Origin of the sequence: Solirubrobacter pauli (assembly GCF_003633755.1) — a bacterium.
Classification (GTDB): domain Bacteria; phylum Actinomycetota; class Thermoleophilia; order Solirubrobacterales; family Solirubrobacteraceae; genus Solirubrobacter; species Solirubrobacter pauli.
Window position 1 is genome coordinate 1,397,058 of record NZ_RBIL01000001.1, and the last position, 16,031, is coordinate 1,413,088.

At 71.6% G+C, this 16,031-nt stretch carries 12 protein-coding genes; 3 read left to right on the forward strand and 9 right to left on the reverse strand.

All coding sequences use genetic code 11. From position 1 onward, the window contains the following. Window positions 1–212: 212 nt before the first annotated feature. Window positions 213–2,597: a sensor histidine kinase gene (locus tag C8N24_RS06460; protein WP_121249143.1), complete on the forward strand. Its 2,385-nt coding sequence runs from the start codon at window positions 213–215 to the stop codon at window positions 2,595–2,597. Beyond that, window positions 2,594–3,268: a response regulator gene (locus C8N24_RS06465; RefSeq protein WP_121249145.1), complete on the forward strand. Its 675-nt coding sequence runs from the start codon at window positions 2,594–2,596 to the stop codon at window positions 3,266–3,268. Before C8N24_RS06460 ends, C8N24_RS06465 begins: the two co-directional genes overlap by 4 nt. Here C8N24_RS06465 and C8N24_RS06470 read toward each other — a convergent pair. From C8N24_RS06470 to C8N24_RS34600, 4 genes are all read right to left on the reverse strand, one after another. Then, window positions 3,265–5,916 carry a KGGVGR-motif variant AAA ATPase gene (locus tag C8N24_RS06470; RefSeq protein WP_121249148.1) on the reverse strand — a complete coding sequence of 884 codons (2,652 nt, stop codon included), beginning with the start codon at window positions 5,914–5,916 and terminating at the stop codon, window positions 3,265–3,267. The genes C8N24_RS06465 and C8N24_RS06470 overlap by 4 nt on opposite strands. Next, window positions 5,913–7,067: a toll/interleukin-1 receptor domain-containing protein gene (locus C8N24_RS06475; protein ID WP_121249150.1), complete on the reverse strand. Its 1,155-nt coding sequence runs from the start codon at window positions 7,065–7,067 to the stop codon at window positions 5,913–5,915. Before C8N24_RS06475 ends, C8N24_RS06470 begins: the two co-directional genes overlap by 4 nt. A gap of 3 nt (window positions 7,068–7,070) precedes the next feature. Beyond that, the gene (locus C8N24_RS06480; RefSeq protein ID WP_147447661.1) at window positions 7,071–8,102 is read right to left on the reverse strand and encodes a hypothetical protein; all 1,032 of its coding nucleotides are present in this window, start codon (window positions 8,100–8,102) and stop codon (window positions 7,071–7,073) included. 117 nt (window positions 8,103–8,219) lie between these two features. Continuing rightward, window positions 8,220–9,545, reverse strand: coding sequence for a TIR domain-containing protein (locus tag C8N24_RS34600; protein WP_211340037.1), 1,326 nt, complete (start codon window positions 9,543–9,545; stop codon window positions 8,220–8,222). Window positions 9,546–9,575: 30 nt separating this feature from the next. Here C8N24_RS34600 and C8N24_RS06490 point away from each other — a divergent pair, with 30 nt between their 5' ends. Beyond that, window positions 9,576–10,427, forward strand: a complete 852-nt coding sequence (locus tag C8N24_RS06490) for a DUF4231 domain-containing protein (protein ID WP_121249156.1) — start codon at window positions 9,576–9,578, stop codon at window positions 10,425–10,427. A 4-nt stretch (window positions 10,428–10,431) separates the two neighbouring features. Here the strand turns inward: C8N24_RS06490 and C8N24_RS06495 are convergent, their stop codons facing one another. The 5 genes from C8N24_RS06495 to C8N24_RS34605 are packed head-to-tail and all read right to left on the reverse strand — an operon-like array spanning window position 10,432 to window position 16,019. Beyond that, window positions 10,432–11,418, reverse strand: a complete 987-nt coding sequence (locus C8N24_RS06495; RefSeq protein WP_121249158.1) for a sulfate/molybdate ABC transporter ATP-binding protein — start codon at window positions 11,416–11,418, stop codon at window positions 10,432–10,434. Further along, window positions 11,415–12,188, reverse strand: a complete 774-nt coding sequence (locus tag C8N24_RS06500; protein ID WP_121249160.1) for a sulfate ABC transporter permease — start codon at window positions 12,186–12,188, stop codon at window positions 11,415–11,417. The genes C8N24_RS06495 and C8N24_RS06500 overlap by 4 nt, the downstream gene beginning before the upstream one ends. Further along, entirely contained in the window at window positions 12,185–13,012 is an 828-nt protein-coding gene (gene cysT / locus C8N24_RS06505) for a sulfate ABC transporter permease subunit CysT (RefSeq protein ID WP_121249162.1), read from the reverse strand. Before cysT ends, C8N24_RS06500 begins: the two co-directional genes overlap by 4 nt. Window positions 13,013–13,018: 6 nt before the next feature. Further along, the gene (locus C8N24_RS06510) at window positions 13,019–14,056 is read right to left on the reverse strand and encodes a sulfate ABC transporter substrate-binding protein (RefSeq protein WP_211339858.1); all 1,038 of its coding nucleotides are present in this window, start codon (window positions 14,054–14,056) and stop codon (window positions 13,019–13,021) included. Beyond that, complete coding sequence (locus C8N24_RS34605) at window positions 13,971–16,019, reverse strand: metallopeptidase domain-containing protein (protein ID WP_211339859.1); 2,049 nt, start codon at window positions 16,017–16,019, stop codon at window positions 13,971–13,973. The genes C8N24_RS06510 and C8N24_RS34605 overlap by 86 nt, the downstream gene beginning before the upstream one ends. Window positions 16,020–16,031 lie beyond the last annotated feature (12 nt).

The following is a 16,031-nucleotide window of genomic DNA, read 5'->3' on the forward strand; positions in this document are numbered from 1 at the left end:
GGAGTGAGGCCTTCCTTGGCGTTAGACGGTCGCGGTGGCGGTGCGCGTCTTCATTGACCGCAACTCTTCCGGGCCGCGCGGTGCGAGTCGTCGGCCCCCATGACGATTCGGACGCGGCCAAGGGATGACTTGGGGTCATCCTTCCGGATGACGCCGACATCGTCCCTGGTTACGAGGACATACGGGTAACCGCACGTCACAATCCGGCGACCGTGCCCGATCGCCTCCGCCTTCCGCTGCTGATCGGGCTCGCCGTCGTCGTCGAGCTCCAGCTCGAGCTGGCGCTGCTGGTGTCCGGCGGCACGCCGTACCGCGCGCTCGCCTCGCTGGCCCTGCTGGCGATGGCGGTGGCGGTCGTCGCCGGGCGCTGGTTCCCGCTGACCGCGCTGCTGACCGTGTTCGCGGGCGTGGCGCTGCTGCCGATGCTGTCGCGCCACTACTACGACGAGCTGTTCCTGGCGTTCGCATCGCCCTTCGTCGTGTCGTTCTGGCTCGGCCTGCGCGCGACGCGGTGGGAGCTCGCCGTCGGCATCCCGCTCGCCGGCGCGCTGTCGCTCGTGGCGACGACGCCGTACGACGACGACGCGGCGCTGTCGAGCGGGGTGTTCACGGCCCTCATCTCGGTCGGCGCGCCCGTGCTCATCGGCCGGCTCCTGCGTGGCCGCGCGGCGCTCAACCGCGCGCTGCGCGAGAAGGCCGCGCAGCTCGAGCGCCAGCGCGCGGTCGCCGCGGGCCGTGCCGTCCTCGACGAGCGCGAGCGGATCGCGGGGGAGCTGCACGACGTCGTCGCGCACGCGCTCTCGGCCATGACCGTGCAGGCCACGGGCGCGCGCCGCCTCACCCTGACGCGGCCGGACCTCGCCCGTGAGGCGTTCGCGGCGATCGAGTCGACGGGCCGCGAGGCGCTGGACGAGCTGCGCCGGCTGCTCGGCGTGCTTCGCAGCGAGGACGCGGAGTCCACGCTCGCGCCGCAGCCCTCACTGCGCCACCTGCGGTCGCTGACCCGCCGCACGAGCGCCGCGGGCCTGCCGGTCGTGCTGCGCGTCGACGGCGATGCGGTCGAGCTCCCCGCGGGCCTCGACGTCACCGCGTACCGCGTCATCCAGGAGGCCCTCGCGGCCGCCCGCGAGCTCGGCGCCGCCGGCCGCGCCGACGTCCGCGTCATCTACCGCGCCGAGACGCTCGACCTCGAGGTCCGCGACGACGGCGCCTCCGTGTCCACCCGCCCGCTGGCGGGCATCCGCGAGCGCGTCCTCCTCCACGGCGGCCGCTTCACGTCCGCGCCCCGCCGCTCCGGCGGCCACGCCGTCCGCGCGACGCTCGCCTACGACGGCCGCCCGGTGACCGCGCGCGCCAACCCCGAACTTAAACGTCCTGGACGTTTAACTTTCCCGCGCGCCCGGCGCGGGCGGCCCGCGTGGCTGCGCCGACCCGGCAACGTCGACGCGCTCGTCGCCGGGCTGTTCGCCGTGGCCGCCGTGGTGGAGGTCGTGGTGTCGCCCGACCGGGAAGGGCCGCTCGTGGCCAACGTGGCGCTGGCGCTCGGGTACGCGTCGGTGCTCGTGTGGCGGCGGCGGGCGCCGGTCGCCGCGCTCGCCGGGGCGTTGGGCGCGGCGCTGTTGATGGACTTCGCGCTGACGCCGATCCTCAACCTGTTCGTGCCGTTCGCGATCGTGCTGGCGTGCGCGTACGCGACCGGCGCGCACCGCGACGGCGCGCGGACGTACGTCGGGCTCGTGCTGGCCGTCGGCGGGCTCCTGGCCGTGCAGGCCGCGATGGGTCCGCGCGTGGGCGCCGACTACTTCTTCGCCGGGCTGATCGGTGCCGTCGCGTGGTTCGCGGGGCGCGTCGTGCGCGCCCGCACCCGGCTCACCGCCGAGCTGCACGAGGCGACCGCGCGGCTCGCCGAGACCGGCGAGGACGAGCAGCGGCAGGCCGCGGTCGACGAGCGCCGGCGGATCGCGCGCGAGATGCACGACGTGGTCGCGCACTCGATCAGCGTGATGGTCGTGCAGGCCGGCGGCGCACGCCGGATCCTCGCGCGTGACGCCGGCCGTGCCGTCGAGGCCGCCACGCGGATCGAGCGCACCGGCCGCGAGGCGCTCGGCGAGATGCGGAACCTGCTCGGCATGCTGTCCGACGGGAGCGAGCGTGCGGCGCTCGCGCCACAGCCCAGGCTGGCGGAGATCGGCGAGCTCGTCGCCCGCGCCCGAGCGTCCGGCCTCCCGGCCGTGCTCGACGTGTGCGGCGAACGCCGCGCGCTCCCGGCGGGGTTGGACCTCACCGCGTACCGGATCGTCCAGGAAGGACTCACGAACGCCATGAAGCACGCACCCGGCGCCCCCACCACCGTCACGGTCTCGTGGGCACCGCACGACCTCGCGCTGGAGATCCGCAACGCGGCCGGCCAGGACCCCGGCCCGCGTGGCGGGCACGGCCTGGTGGGCATGGCCGAGCGCGTGCGCATCTATGGCGGTGAGCTGCGGGCGGGCCCGGACGACGGCGGCTGGCGCGTGAGCGCGCACCTGCCGCTCACGGAGCGGGTCGCGGTCCCCGATGGCGCCGCGTCAGCGGCTGCCCGGACGGCTCGCCGATGACCTCGATCCGCCTCCTGATCGCCGACGACCAGGCGCTCGTCCGCGCCGGCTTCCGGATGATCCTCGACGCCGAGGACGACCTCGACGTGGTCGGCGAGGCCTCCGACGGGCTGGACGCGGTCGAGCAGGCCAAGCGCCTGAAGCCCGACGTCGTGCTGATGGACATCCGCATGCCCGAGCTGGACGGCATCGAGGCGACCCGGCGCCTGCTCTCCCACGCGGGCGAGCACCCGACCCGCGTGCTCATGCTCACCACCTTCGACCTCAACGAGTACGTCTACGAGGCACTGCGGGCCGGCGCGTCCGGCTTCCTGCTCAAGGACGTCCCGCCCGAGCAGCTCGCGGCGGGCATCCGCGTCGTCGCGCAGGGCGAGGCGCTGCTGGCGCCGAGCATCACCCGCCGCCTGATCGAGGAGTTCGCGGCGGCGACGCCCGCACGCCCCACGCCCCCACCCGGCCTGGACGAGCTGACCGCGCGCGAGCTGGAGGTCTTCCGCTGCGTCGCGCGCGGGCTCTCCAACGCCGAGATCGCCGCCGAGCTCGTCGTCTCCGAGACCACGGTCAAGACGCACGTGGCCCGGCTGCTGATGAAGCTCGGCCTACGCGACCGCGTCCAGGCGGTCGTCCTCGCGTACGAGTCGGGCATCGCGATCCCCGGAGCGGGACGCTAGTCGGGGAACAGGTCCGCCCGGAGGAACCCGTCGGCGATCCGGTCCAGCGGCAGCTGGCCCAGGATGCGCTCGACCTCGCGCTGGACGGTCGCCTGGCTGTCCTGCGCGGCGTGGTCGAGCCTGGGCATCGACCACGCGCCCGTCCGCCGTGCCTGGAAGGCGATCTGCCAGAGCAGGACCTGGACCAGCACCCGCTCGGTCGGGATGTCGACGGCGCTGATGATCCGCTGCGCGTCGGCGTACTCGTTACTCCTGAGGAGGACGACGGCCAGGTCGACCGCGATCGTCTGCCGCAGCTTCGGCAGGTTCGCGGCGGCCCAGCTCACGTCATCCTGCAGCACGGCGCGGGCGCCCTGGAGATCCTCGGTGCGGATGAGCAACATCAGGCGGGCGCGCATCGCCCGCTCCACCCACCGGTCGCCGAGGTGCAGCCTGGAGCGGCGGACGGCCTCCTCCAACGTGGCCGCCGCCGCGGGGATCCGCCCGAGCTCCTCCTGCTTGCCAGCGAGCAGGTCGAGCAGCTCGATCGCCGCGGTCGAACCATCGTCGGTGCGATCCACCACGGCCTGGGCGTGCGCAAGCACCAGCTCGTCCGGTGCCTCCGACCGCGCGAGGGCCGAGCTGAGCACCCCGACCCCCGTCTCGGTCCAGTGGCGCACCAGGTCCTCGCCGAGCCACATGCGCACGAACGCCGCGAGGAGCCCGTGGACCTGCAGGCCGCCTTCACGGGCCGCGACGAAGGAGAACTGCCGCAGCTTGATCACCGCCTCGTCGACGGTCGCCGGTTCCCAGAGGAACCGTGCCGCGGTGACCGGGGCTCCGCACGTGATCGCTTCGACCGGCACGCTCTCGGATCCGAGGACGGACAGCAGGCCCAGCAGATCCCGTGCCGGCGGGTCACGCAGCACCTCGCGATACGACTCCAGCCAGAGGGCCGCCAGCGCGTGCCCGGTGCCGCGCTGCTCTCCGGCCCGTTGCAGGAACCGCGCCCCCTCGTCGGCGTACCGCTCGCGGAAGCTACCGATCGAGCGGCCCGTGGCCTCCATGTAGGCGCACGCCTCCTCGAGCGCGAGCGGGTGCTCGCCCAGCGCTCGCGCGAGGCCCTCGAGCATCGCCGGCTCCGACTCACCCGTGCGCCGCCGCACCAGGTCGACCGCGTCGTCGACGGCCAGCACAGGCACCTCGACGGCGGTGGCGATCCCCGTCCAGCGTGGGCTTCGCGACGTGATCAAGACGTGTCCGCGCCGTTCCCGCGGCATGAGCGGCTCGAGCACGTCGGGGTGCTCGGCACCGTCCAGCACGAGCAACCAGCCCTCGTGCGCAGCGAACCACTCGCGCGCGTAGGCGATGGGATCGTGCCCTGGTATGACGCCCAGCGCCGCGGCCAGCTGGACATAGCCCTGCGCGACCCGCTCCGGCGACGACGCGTCGATCCACCACGCGACGCGGTAGTCCGCCGTGAACCGGTGCGCGAACTCGATCGCCAACGCGGTCTTGCCGGCCCCTCCGAGCCCGTACAGGACGATCGGGGTCCCCGCCGGCGCAAACCGGGAACGCAGGTCGCTCAGCAACCCCTCGCGGCCGACGAGCAGCGGCAGGCGCGCCGGCACGTTGGTCACCTGCGCCAGCGCGACCGTCGACCTCAGCTCACGCGCCCGGTCGTCGTGGAGTGTCGCCCGCACCGCGGCGCCCGCCGGCGCCAGCTCGATGAGCTGCGTGGCGAGCCTCGTGTACGCGGCGACGAGGTCCTCGTTGGCGTCGGAGGCGCCGACCGCGAGCCGCTCCGTATAGGCGTACTTGGGCACGTATGGGATCCGCAGGTCCCAGAACGTCCGCCGACCGCGCATCGGCTCGGGGAGGAGATCGCTGGTCTGGCGCTCGAACTGCCCCTTGGCGAAGTTGAGCGCATCGGTCTCGTTGTTGTCGGTCCGCGTCGGCACCACGAGTTGCATGAGCGGCCGCCCACGCGCCGCCAGCACCTCAGGGCGTGCGAACGACGCCGTCATCGCCCGCACGCCTTCGATGTTCTGGCTGTTGAGCACGCAAAGCGAGACGATCACGTCCGCGAGCTGGCGCGTCGCGACGCCGCCCATCTCCGAGAAACCGGTGCGCGCATCGATCAGCGCGACGTCGGCGAGGTCGGGCGAGACGAGCTGGCGCCGCAACCACTCGAAGAACGCGTGTCCGCGGGAGCGCGCGTAGAACCCGTTCCAGTCGAAGTCCTGGACGGCGTCCGAGTACGCGGTGAACGACTCGCCCGCGCGTCGCCCGGCCGGAAGGATCCACACGCCGCTCGTCCGGCCGTCCGGCCGCGTCACCGGTCGGCGCAGCGGGAACACGCGCGAGCGCAGAGGCGTGAGCTGCTCGCTGAGCGCCTTGACCGTCGCCTCCTGATCCGCTTCGGGCGGCAGGTCCAGGTACGGCAGGTCGGCCTTGTACTCGAGCAGGAGGTCTATCAGCCCCGGCTGCCGCGCGACGGCCGCCGGCCGCCCGTCCGACGGGAAGAACGCCTCCAGACCCGGGGCCTCGAGGTCCCAGTCGACGATCACGACGCGCAGGCCGGCGGTGAGGTACAGCCATTCCGCGACGTTGGCGAGCGCCATCGAACGCCCGACGCCCCCTTTGTAGGAGTAGAACGTGTAGATCACGTCCGCGTCCTCGTGAACGTCGAGCCGTCGGGCTCGCCCGGCACGAGCTCCGCGCCGATCCGGCGCAGCAGCGGCGCCCTGAGGTCCATCTCGTCGCCGACGCTGGGATGGCAGCTGGGCGTGGTGAGCACGATGGTCGGTGGGTCGTAGACCCCCGTGAAGATCTCGCGCGCCCGGTTGCGAATCGACTCCCGCAGCATGAGCGCGTCCGCGGGGAGGCCGAACGGTGACAGGACCGTGACCACGGCCCTGCGGTTCTGCCGCACCTGCGGCATCACGTCGTTCGCCAGCTTGTACGCCAGGCCGTCCTGGTACAGCGCCAGCAGGTCGACCACGATCACGACCAGCCCGTCCACCAGATGGCCGCTGATCTGCCCCGGGTCGTCCCAGAAGGTGTCGAGTGGCTCCCAGCGGAACTGCTCGAGCCGCGACTGCTTGAGCCGACGGTTGATGTCCTCCTTGACGCCGTCGAGGACGTCACCGATCGTCGCCTCGCCCCGAAACGGCCGCCAGTCCTCGCGCTCGCTCCCGTAGTAGGGCAGCAGGTCCTCGCGCGACTCGAGACCCAGCCTGACGGCGAGCTGGTTCAACGTCTCCCCCACCTGCGGAGGCACCTGCACGTGCGGGTCGGTGGCGGCGAGCTCGGCCCGCGTCGGGGCGATCACGAGCAGCGGGACCGGCCGTGCGGCGTCCCTGTGCCGGAGGCTGGCGACCAGCTTGTCCAGCAGCGGCCGGCGCACCTCGGGCCCGAGGGCCGACGGACCGGCGGCGTACGCCCCGGCGGCCTTGCGGACGGCATCGATCCGCTCGTACCGGCGCAACGGCTTGTAGTCGCCCTCGAGCAGGACGGGGATCACGTGCCGCGCCACCTCCGGCGTCGAGCGCCGCTCGGCCTCGAACACCGCCTTCTCGTGCGTGACCCAGTCGGACTCCGTCTGCGACCACAGCAGGATGATGTGCCGCGAGCGCTTGAGCTCCTCGTCGAGCTGATCCGCCCATTCCGTCCCGGCGACGAGCCGATCCGTGTCGACGAAGACCTTGAAGTCCCGCCTCGCCAGCTCCACGGCGAGGAACGTCGCCCAGGCCTCGTCCTTGCGCACGTACGAGATGAACGCGTCGTACTCGAACTCGACGGCACCCTGCACGGCCATCGGCTAGAGCGGGGCCGCGGGCGGCTGGCGAATCGTCAAGGTGACGCTGTCCGTCCCGTGCGGCCCGGTCGCGGCCACGCCGTCCGCCCGCACCGCCGTGACCTTCACGGGTCCGGGGGTGACCTCCTGCGGGACCTTGACGGTCACGCGGTCGGTGCCGAGCACGTTGGTCGTGGACGCCACCTCCGCGGGGAATCCGCCGATGTCGACCGTCGGAGCGAGCGCCGTGCCTCCCGGAGCGACGTCCGCCGGGACGACGAGGTTGCGGCCGAGGACCTCGACCTGCGAGCTGAGGGTCGCCGTGGTGGGCCACGCCGCGGTCGGTTGCACCGCGGTGATCTGGGGGCCGGCCTGGCTGATGAGCTTCTTGGCCGAGTAGCCCGTGGCGGAGGTCAGCGCGAGGCCGGCGAGCAGCGGCGGGACGTCCGGGAACCCCTCGTCGAACGCCCGGATCAACGTGACGACGAACCAGACGAGCGCGATGAAGTTGAAGAGCACGTACTGGAGGTCGCCGATGTCGCCCTCGCCGCGGTCGTCGGCGACCAGCTGCGAGGGCGCCGCCGTGCCGACCGGTGCGACGGTCTTGCCCGCCTCGCCTTCCGCGTCCGCGGTCGCCTTGTACTTGGCCAGCACGGCTGCGGCGTAGGGTCCGCCCAGCAGGATCAGGTACTCCTCCTGCAGCCCGCCCTGCAGTGCGGTCCACCCGGCCGTGTCGCCGCGCCAGTAGGCGAGCATCGTCGCCACGAGGCCCCACACGATCGCGAACGTCCACGCGAACATCACCGTCTTGGAGGTGGAGACCCGGTTGTCCTTGCCGACGATGAGAAACCGGAGCAGGGACAGCGAGCGCTTCCGGTACTCCTCGGCCAGCACGAGCGCCGTGGCGCTCTCCGGGATCAGGCTGCCCTTGGGGACGTGTTGCTCGACTCCACCGACGGGCGTGTACGTGACCGCTGCGGTCGCGACGTACACGGTCCGGCGGATCAGCGTCAGCAGCCCCCACACCGCGAGGACGAACGCGAGCGCGACCAACATGCCAAAGGTGTCGTCCTGCATTCGTGTCCTCCTCGGGGTCGGACCGCAAGCATCTTCGATTCAGACCACCAAAGGCAAGTCTCTAAAGCGCTCAACCAGTCATAAGCGAGCGCGACCCTACCCCCGGGGGGCGCGCAGGTGGGCCTTCCATTCGACGAGGTCGGCGTCGCTGGCGCCCAGCCGCTCATGCAGCGTGTCCAACCCGCGCTCGATCGACTCGAGGTCGCCGGGGGTCGGGCCAAGGGCGCGCACCGCGTCCAGGTGGTCGAGCGCGTCGTCCTCGCCGCGGACGATCGCCGCCGTCGCAGCGGTGGCGTTCGACCACAGGCTGTTCTCGTCGAGGTCGCGGATGATCCGCTGCGCCTGGGCGTACGTCGCCCGCGCGGGCTCGATCTCCCCCAGCCGGAGCTGGACCTGGCCGAGCAGATCCGCGAGGTAATAGGAGCTCGAGTTGTGGTCCAGGGCGGTCTGGTAGACGTCGCGTGCGGCTTCGAAGCGCTCGAGCGCAACGAGCCAGCGCCCTTTCAGCGCGGCGCACTGGACGTTGTCGGCGGCAGCGCCAGGGTCGAGCTTGTCGATGTCGGCGATGACCCGCTCCGCCTCGTCGAGCGCCTTGCAGTCCAGGAGCGCCTTGCCCAGGAAGCGCAGCGTGTAGATGTCACGGGGAGCGAGCTTGTGCGCGAGACGGTACTGCGCGGCCGCGGCCTGATGGTCGCGCGAGGCGGCGTAGAGATCGCCGAGGCGACGGTGCAGGCGCACGTCGAGCGGACGCTCGGCCTTGTCGCGCTGGCGACCGAACGCCACGGTCATCCACTGGTGCAACGTGCTGACCTCGTGCGCGCGCCCGCTGCGGGCGAGCTCGTCCATCCGCAGCATCCACTCCTGCACGACCGGCTCCGTCGGGAGCAGTGGCGCGAGCCGCATCGCCTCACGCGTGCCGTCGATCCAGCGCGTGACCGCCGCTTCCTGCCGCGAGGCGACATCCATGATCTGATCGGCCGGGACCAGCTCGGGGACGAGCGCGCGAAGCAGCTGGCGGACGGAGTCGGGGTCGTCGCCGCGCACGTACTGCTGGCGGCTCTTCGCCAACGGGTCCGGGACGTCGGCGCTCTCGATCCCGAACAGGACCGGGCGGACGCGCTCCAGTGCGGCGTCGCCCTTCGCCGTCGCCGCGCTGAACACCGCCCCCGCTTCCCACAGGACCCACGGCTTCTGCACCGACGCGGGCGTCAGCAGGATCAGCGTCCCGTCGCCCGTCGCGACCTGCGTGTTGATCCACTTGAACCAGTCGGCGCCGGGCTTGATGGCACCTTCGCCCTGGGTGCGCGTGGAGTAGTTGACGGCGACCGACCGGTCGAACAGCAGCTCGAGCGCGGCGCTGATGGCGTGCGCGACATCCGCGTCCGTACCCGTGTGGCTGATGAAGATCCCCGCGATCAGCAGACCCTATCCGGATCGGTATAGAGTCGCCCGGTGCTGACTTTGGACGAGGTCTTCAAGCGGCAGCGCCAGTGGTCGGAGTCGGCCGACGCGCTCAAGCGGCAGCTGCAGAAGTGGCGCAACGTCGCCCTCATCTTGACCATCGTGGGCGCCGTGCTGGCCAACGCCGGCGTGATGCTGGGCCTTGACACCACCCCCGGCAAGTGGCTCACCGGCATCAGCGGCTTCGTGGTCGCCGCGGGCACGCTCGTCCGGCCGCGCGGAAGCGCGCAGGCGGTGCTCGACTGGACCCGCAGCCGCTCGGTGTCAGAGGCGCTGAAGACCGAGATCTACCTCTACCTCAACGGACGGGGTGACTACGCGCAGGGCAACCCCAACGCGCACCTGGACACCACCGTAACGGAGCTCGAAGGGAACGCGGCCGAGCTGTCGCCGGCTGAGGATCTGCCGCTCCGCAAGCAACGCACGCTGCCGCAGGGGTCGACGCCCGAGACGTACAAGACCGAGCGGCTGGACTCGCAGATCGGCTATTACAGCCGCAACGCCACCGCGCTCGCGAGCCGGATCAAGGCGGTCAAGAACATCGAGTTCGCGCTGGGCTTGGTGGCCGCGGCGGTCGCGACCATCGCGGGGATCAGCGAGGTCGAGGACGTCGCCATCTGGGTACCCGTCGTCAGCGCGCTGGCCGCGGCCGTGACCGCGCACGCCGCAGCGGAGCGCTACGAGTACCTGCTCGTCGAGTACCGGCGCACCGCCGGCCAGCTCAAGCACCTCAAGCGCACCGCTGCCGGCGACGCCGACTTCGTCGACCGCTGCGAGAGCGTCATCTCGACCCAGAACCAGGGCTGGATGGCCAAGTTCGCCGAGATGGACACGGCGCCGTGACCTGTCACGCGACCGCGTCCAGGCGGTCGTCCTCGCGTACGAGTCGGGCATCGCGGTCCCCGGTCAGGGCTAGCCACACGATGTCGCCCGCGCCCAGCTCCAGCTGCGCCGCCTCGGTGCGCGTGAGCTGGGCGAAGACGGTCTGCCCGTCCCCGAGCTGGAGCTCCACGCGGACCTCGAAGCCGAGGTGGCTGACGCGGGTGACCTGCGCCTCGCGCGCGTCGCCGTCCGGCTGCGCGAGCAGCGAGATGTCGTGCGGGCGCACGAGCGTGTCGTCGACCTGCGCGACCGGGCCGAGGAACCCCATCACGAACGAGTTCGCCGGCCGGTCGTAGAGCTCGCGCGGCCCGCCGACCTGCTCGATGCGCGCGTTGTCCATGACCGCGATGTTGTCCGCGATCGACAGCGCCTCCTCCTGGTCGTGCGTGACCAGGAGGGTCGTGACGTGGACCTCCTCGTGCAGGCGGCGCAGCCACTCGCGCAGCTCGGCGCGGACCTTCGCGTCCAGCGCGCCGAACGGCTCATCGAGCAGCAGCACGCGCGGCTCGACCGCCAGCGCGCGCGCCAGCGCCATCCGCTGGCGCTGGCCGCCGGACAGCTGCGACGGGTAGCGCTTCGCGAACCCGGCGAGACCGACGATCTTCAGCAGCTCGTTGACGCGGTCGTCGATCCGCTCCTTCGGCGTCTTGCGGATCTTCAGGCCGAACCCGACGTTGTCGTGCACGGTCATGTGCTTGAACGCCGCGTAGTGCTGGAAGACGAAGCCGATCCCGCGCTTCTGGGGCACGACGCCGGTCACGTCGTCACCGTGGATGGTCACGGTCCCGGAGTCGGCGAACTCGAGCCCGCCGATGATCCGCAGCAGCGTCGACTTGCCCGAGCCCGACGGGCCGAGCAGCGCCGTCAGGGAGCCGTCCGGGACCTCGATCGAGACGTCGTCGAGGGCGGTGAAGTCGCCGAAGCGCTTGGACACGTTCGAGACGGTGATCATGCCTCCCGCCTCCTTTCGAGCACGGTCATGAGGATGAGCGTGATGAGCGCGAGGCCCATCAGGACGGTCGCCGCCGAGTAGGCGCCGAAGGTGTTGTGGTCGTCGATGTAGCGGGCGTGGACGAGCAGCGTGAGCGTCTGGGACTCGCCCGGCACGCCGCCGGCGACGACGGTCAGCGCCCCGAACTCGCCGAGCGAGCGGGCGACGGTGAGCACGACGCCGTAGCCGACGCCGACGCGGATCGCCGGGAGCGTGATCCGCCAGAACGTCTGCCAGCGCGTGGCGCCGAGCGTCGAAGCGGCTTCCTCCTGCTCGGTGCCGATCTCCCGCAGCACCGGCTCGACCTCCCGCACCACGAACGGCAAGGTCACGAACACGGTCGCGAGCACCATGCCGGGCAGCGAGAAGATCACCGGGAACGCGCCGCCGAGCCAGCCGTCGTTGCCCCAGAACAGGATCAGGGCGACGCCGACGATCACGGGCGAGACCGCGAACGGCAGGTCCACGACCGCCTGCAGGATGCCCTTGCCGGGGAAGTTCCCGCGGGCGAGCGCCAGGGCCGTCACCAGCCCGAAGACGACGTTGAGCGGCACCACGATCGCGACGATCAGCAGCGACAACGAGATCGCCGAGATCGCCGCGGGCGTCGTCACCGACTCGAAGAACGCGGTGAAGCCGTCCTCGAACGTGCGGTAGAAGATCATCGCCAGCGGCACCAGCACCAGGACGGTGAGGTAGCCGAGCGCGGCGGTCCGGAGCGCGATCCTCATCCGACGTCCTTGCGCTTCGTGAACCGGCGGATCGCGAACAGCACCACGAACGAGATCAGCAGCAGCGTCACCGACACGGCCGCGGCGCTCGCCGGCCGGTCGGTCTCGATCTGCTTGGCGATGTACTGCGACGCGACCTCGGTGTCCCGTGGGATGCCACCGCCGATCAGCACGACCGAGCCGAACTCGCCGATCGCCCGCGCGAACGCCAGGCCGGCGCCGCCGAGCAGCGCCGGGTACAGGGCGGGCAGGATGATCCGCCGGAACGTCGTCCAGCCGCTCGCGCCGAGCGAGGCCGCGGCCTGCTCGGCCTCGCGGTCGACCTCCAGCAGCACCGGCTGCACCGACCGCACGACGAACGGCAGCGTCACGAACGCCAACGCGAGGATGACCGCGGGCTTGGTCGCGTACAGGTGGATGCCGACCGGGCTGCGCGGGCCGTACAGCGAGAGCAGCACGATCGAGGCGACGATGGTCGGCAGCGCGAACGGCAGGTCGATGACCGCGTTGACCAGCGACTTGCCGCGGAAGTCGTCACGGACGAGCACCCACGCGATCAGCGTGCCCGTGACGACGTTGATCAGCGCCACCAGCGCGGAGATCGCGGTCGTGAGCAGCAGCGCGTAGCGCGCCGACGGCGCGCTGATCGCGTCCCAGAACGCGCCCAGGCCACCGTCGAGCGACTTGGTGAAGACCGCCGCCAGCGGCAGCAGGACGATCAGGCTCAACCACAGCGAGGCGACGCCGAGCCCGATCGGGCCGACACCGCCGCCGAGCGAGCGGCGCGTCCGCGCAGGCGGCTTGGGGACCGCGAGCGACGCCATGCGCGCCTAGCCCGTGGCCTCGTCGTAGATCTTGGCCACGGAGCCCTTCTCGGGGTCGAAGAGCTCGTCGTTGACCTTGCCCCAGCCGCCGAGGTCGTCAATCGTCCACAGCTTCTCGGGCGCCGGGAAGTCGGACGCGAACTGCTGCGCCACCGCCTCGTCGACCGGGCGGAAGCCGGCCTCGGCCCACTTCGTCTGGCCTTCCTTGGTGTAGAGGAAGTCGACGAAGGCCTGGGCCTGCTCCTTGTGCTTGGAGGTGTTGAGGACCGCGACCGGGTTCTCGATCTTGAACGTGACCGGCGGGTTCGTGTGCTCGACGTCCTCGCCGTTGCGCTCGGCGAACAGCGCCTCGTTCTCGTACGAGAGCAGCACGTCGCCCGTGCCCTGCAGGAAGGTCTCGGTCGCCTCACGGCCGGACTTCGGCTGCACCTTGATGTGCTCGCCGATCAGCTTCTCCAGGTACGCGAGGCCGGCCTTCGGGTCCTGCCCGCCGCGTGACTTCTCCGCGTACGGCGCGAGCAGGTTCCACTTCGCCGAGCCGCTCGAGAACGGGTTGGGCGTGACGACCTCGATGCCGGGCTCGAGCAGGTCGTCCCACGTCTTGATGCCCTTCGGGTTGCCCTTGCGCGTCACGATCGTGACCACCGAGCCGAACGGGATGCCCTTGTGCTCGCCCTGGTTCCAGGTCTCGTCGACCTGGCCGGACTTCACGAGCCGCGTGACGTCGGGCTCGACCGAGAAGTTGACGATGTCCGTCGGCAGGCCGGACTCGACCTTGCGCGACTGGTCGCCGGAGGCGCCGTAGGACTGGCTGAACGTGACGCCCTTGCCCTCGGGCGTCTCGTTGAAGGCCGGGATGACGAGGTCGAAGCCGACCTTGGGCACCGCGTAGGCGACGAGCGACAGCTTGACGCCGCCGCCCTCGCGTGCGGCCGCCTCGTTCGAGCCGCCGCCTACCTCATCGCTCGCGCCGCCACAGCCCGCCGCCACGGCGGCGAGCAGGGTGGCCGTCAAGGCCAGGAACTTGAGCGAGTGGGACCTCACGGAGTGCGCTCCTTCGAAATAGCTCGAAGTTGATCGGAAAACGCACAATACCGAAAGTCCATGAACCCGATGGGATTTCGTCCTTTCCCGGCGCGAGATCATCGCACGTCGCGGTCGAGACCTGCGTGTCGTCGCTCTCGGAGACGGCCGTCAACTCGACGCGACCGACGCTCGTCCCGCGCTGCAGCGCGACCGGCACGCGCACGGTCTCGCCCGGTCCGGGGGCGACGAGCACGTTGCGCACGCGGGCCGACCACCCGTCGCCCGCGGCGGACACCCACAGCCGGAACACGTCGGCCCCCTCCCCGGTGTTGGTCACGGCGAACGTGCAGGTGCGTGTCGGCGGCTCCACGCGCACGCCGCGCCGCGCCGGTCCGGCGCCCTCGAGCGAGCGGACCGCCAGCGTGTAGCGCAGGACGCCGTCGGCGTCGGTGCGCTTGCCGATGACGTAGAAGTGCAGCCGGTTGGCCGCGTCGACGTACTCGAACCGCGTGCCCGTCCCCAGGCCGGCGTCGAACGCGGCGTCGTCGAGCTGGCGCTCGTCGCCGGGACCGACCTTGATCGCCGTCCCGTCCGGGCGCACGAAGTCCACCTGGTCGAGGTCACGCGGGTTCGCGTCGACGTACCAGAGGAAGCACGTGTAGCTCCCGCACGAGGACGACCGGTCCTTGGCCTTGGCGATCAGCACGCCCTCGCCCGGCAGGAACGAGTCCGACCCGATCCGCTGGACGACCTCGAGCGTGTAGCGGTCGTAGCCGCCGCCGTCGCACAGCGGGTTGGACTCGACGTTGCACGGCGCGGACTGGTCGCCGCCGCCGCCGTCGAGCGCGACGTCGATCCCGATCCGGTCACCGTCCGGCGCCACCTCGCGCGCCTTGACCTCGACCACGACGAGCCCGGTCGCGGCCAGCTCGCTCCGGCGCAGGCGCAGCACGTCGCCGCCGGACAGGAAGCCGAGCGCGCGCTTGTTGTGCACCGCGTGCTGCGCGCCGAGCGCGCCGCCCTGCGTCGGCGGGACAAGCCAGCGCGTGTGTGGGCCGCCGGGCCCGTTGGAGGAGCCGCGGCCCATCATGTCCCAGTTGCCGCCGGCGGATCGCTGGACGGGCGTGCCGAACGGGTTGTTGTAGTTGTCGTCGAGCCCGAGGTTGTGCGAGAGCTCGTGCGCGTAGCCGCCCATCCCGGTGCTCTCGGCGGCGGTCGCGGTGTCGCCGGACGCGGTCGGCCAGATGCTCGCCGCCGACGCCCAGGCGGTCCACGGCGTGAAGCGCGTCTGCGCCCAGTTGGCGGTCATCGAGGTGTCGTAGGCACCCGGACCGAAGCGGGCGGGGATCGCCTCCGGGCTCGCATAGCGCATCTCGCCGAACTCGCGCCAGGTGTCGGCCTCCGAGACGCCCGCGGCGACGTAGAAGACGTTGTCGAACCCGTTCGCCACCTTCGCTCCGACGTCGGCCTCCCACGCGGCGCGCAGGTCGGCGCGGAAGCGCTCGTGGCACGGGGTGCGCGCGGGCGTCGGGCACGAGTCGGCGAGCCGGGTGTGCTGGCGCAGGAAGTACTGGTACGCGCGGTGGGGCAGCCGATAGGGGCCGAACGGGACGAGCTCGACGCCGTACCGCCCGTAGGAGTTCTCCATCCAGTAGCGGTTGATCGTCTGGTACCGGTTCAAAGGCTGCGGCCGGTTGAGGAAGTCGGCGTAGAACCGCGGCACCTCGGCGCGCGGGATGCCGTGCGCCTCGACCGTCGGCGTGCCCCAGATCGTCGAGCTCTCCGACTGCGAGACGATGAACTCGCGGTCCGGGAAGTCGGCCAGCACGATCGCCACCTTCCACTGCTTGACGGACGGCCGGACGCTCGGGTCCGCGTAGTTCGGGCCCGGGATCGGGGTATAGCCATCCCAGCCGCCCGCGGAGGCACCCGGCGTGGCCACGAGCATCAAGAGGACCACCGCCGCCAGCACCATCCGCATACCACGACGGAG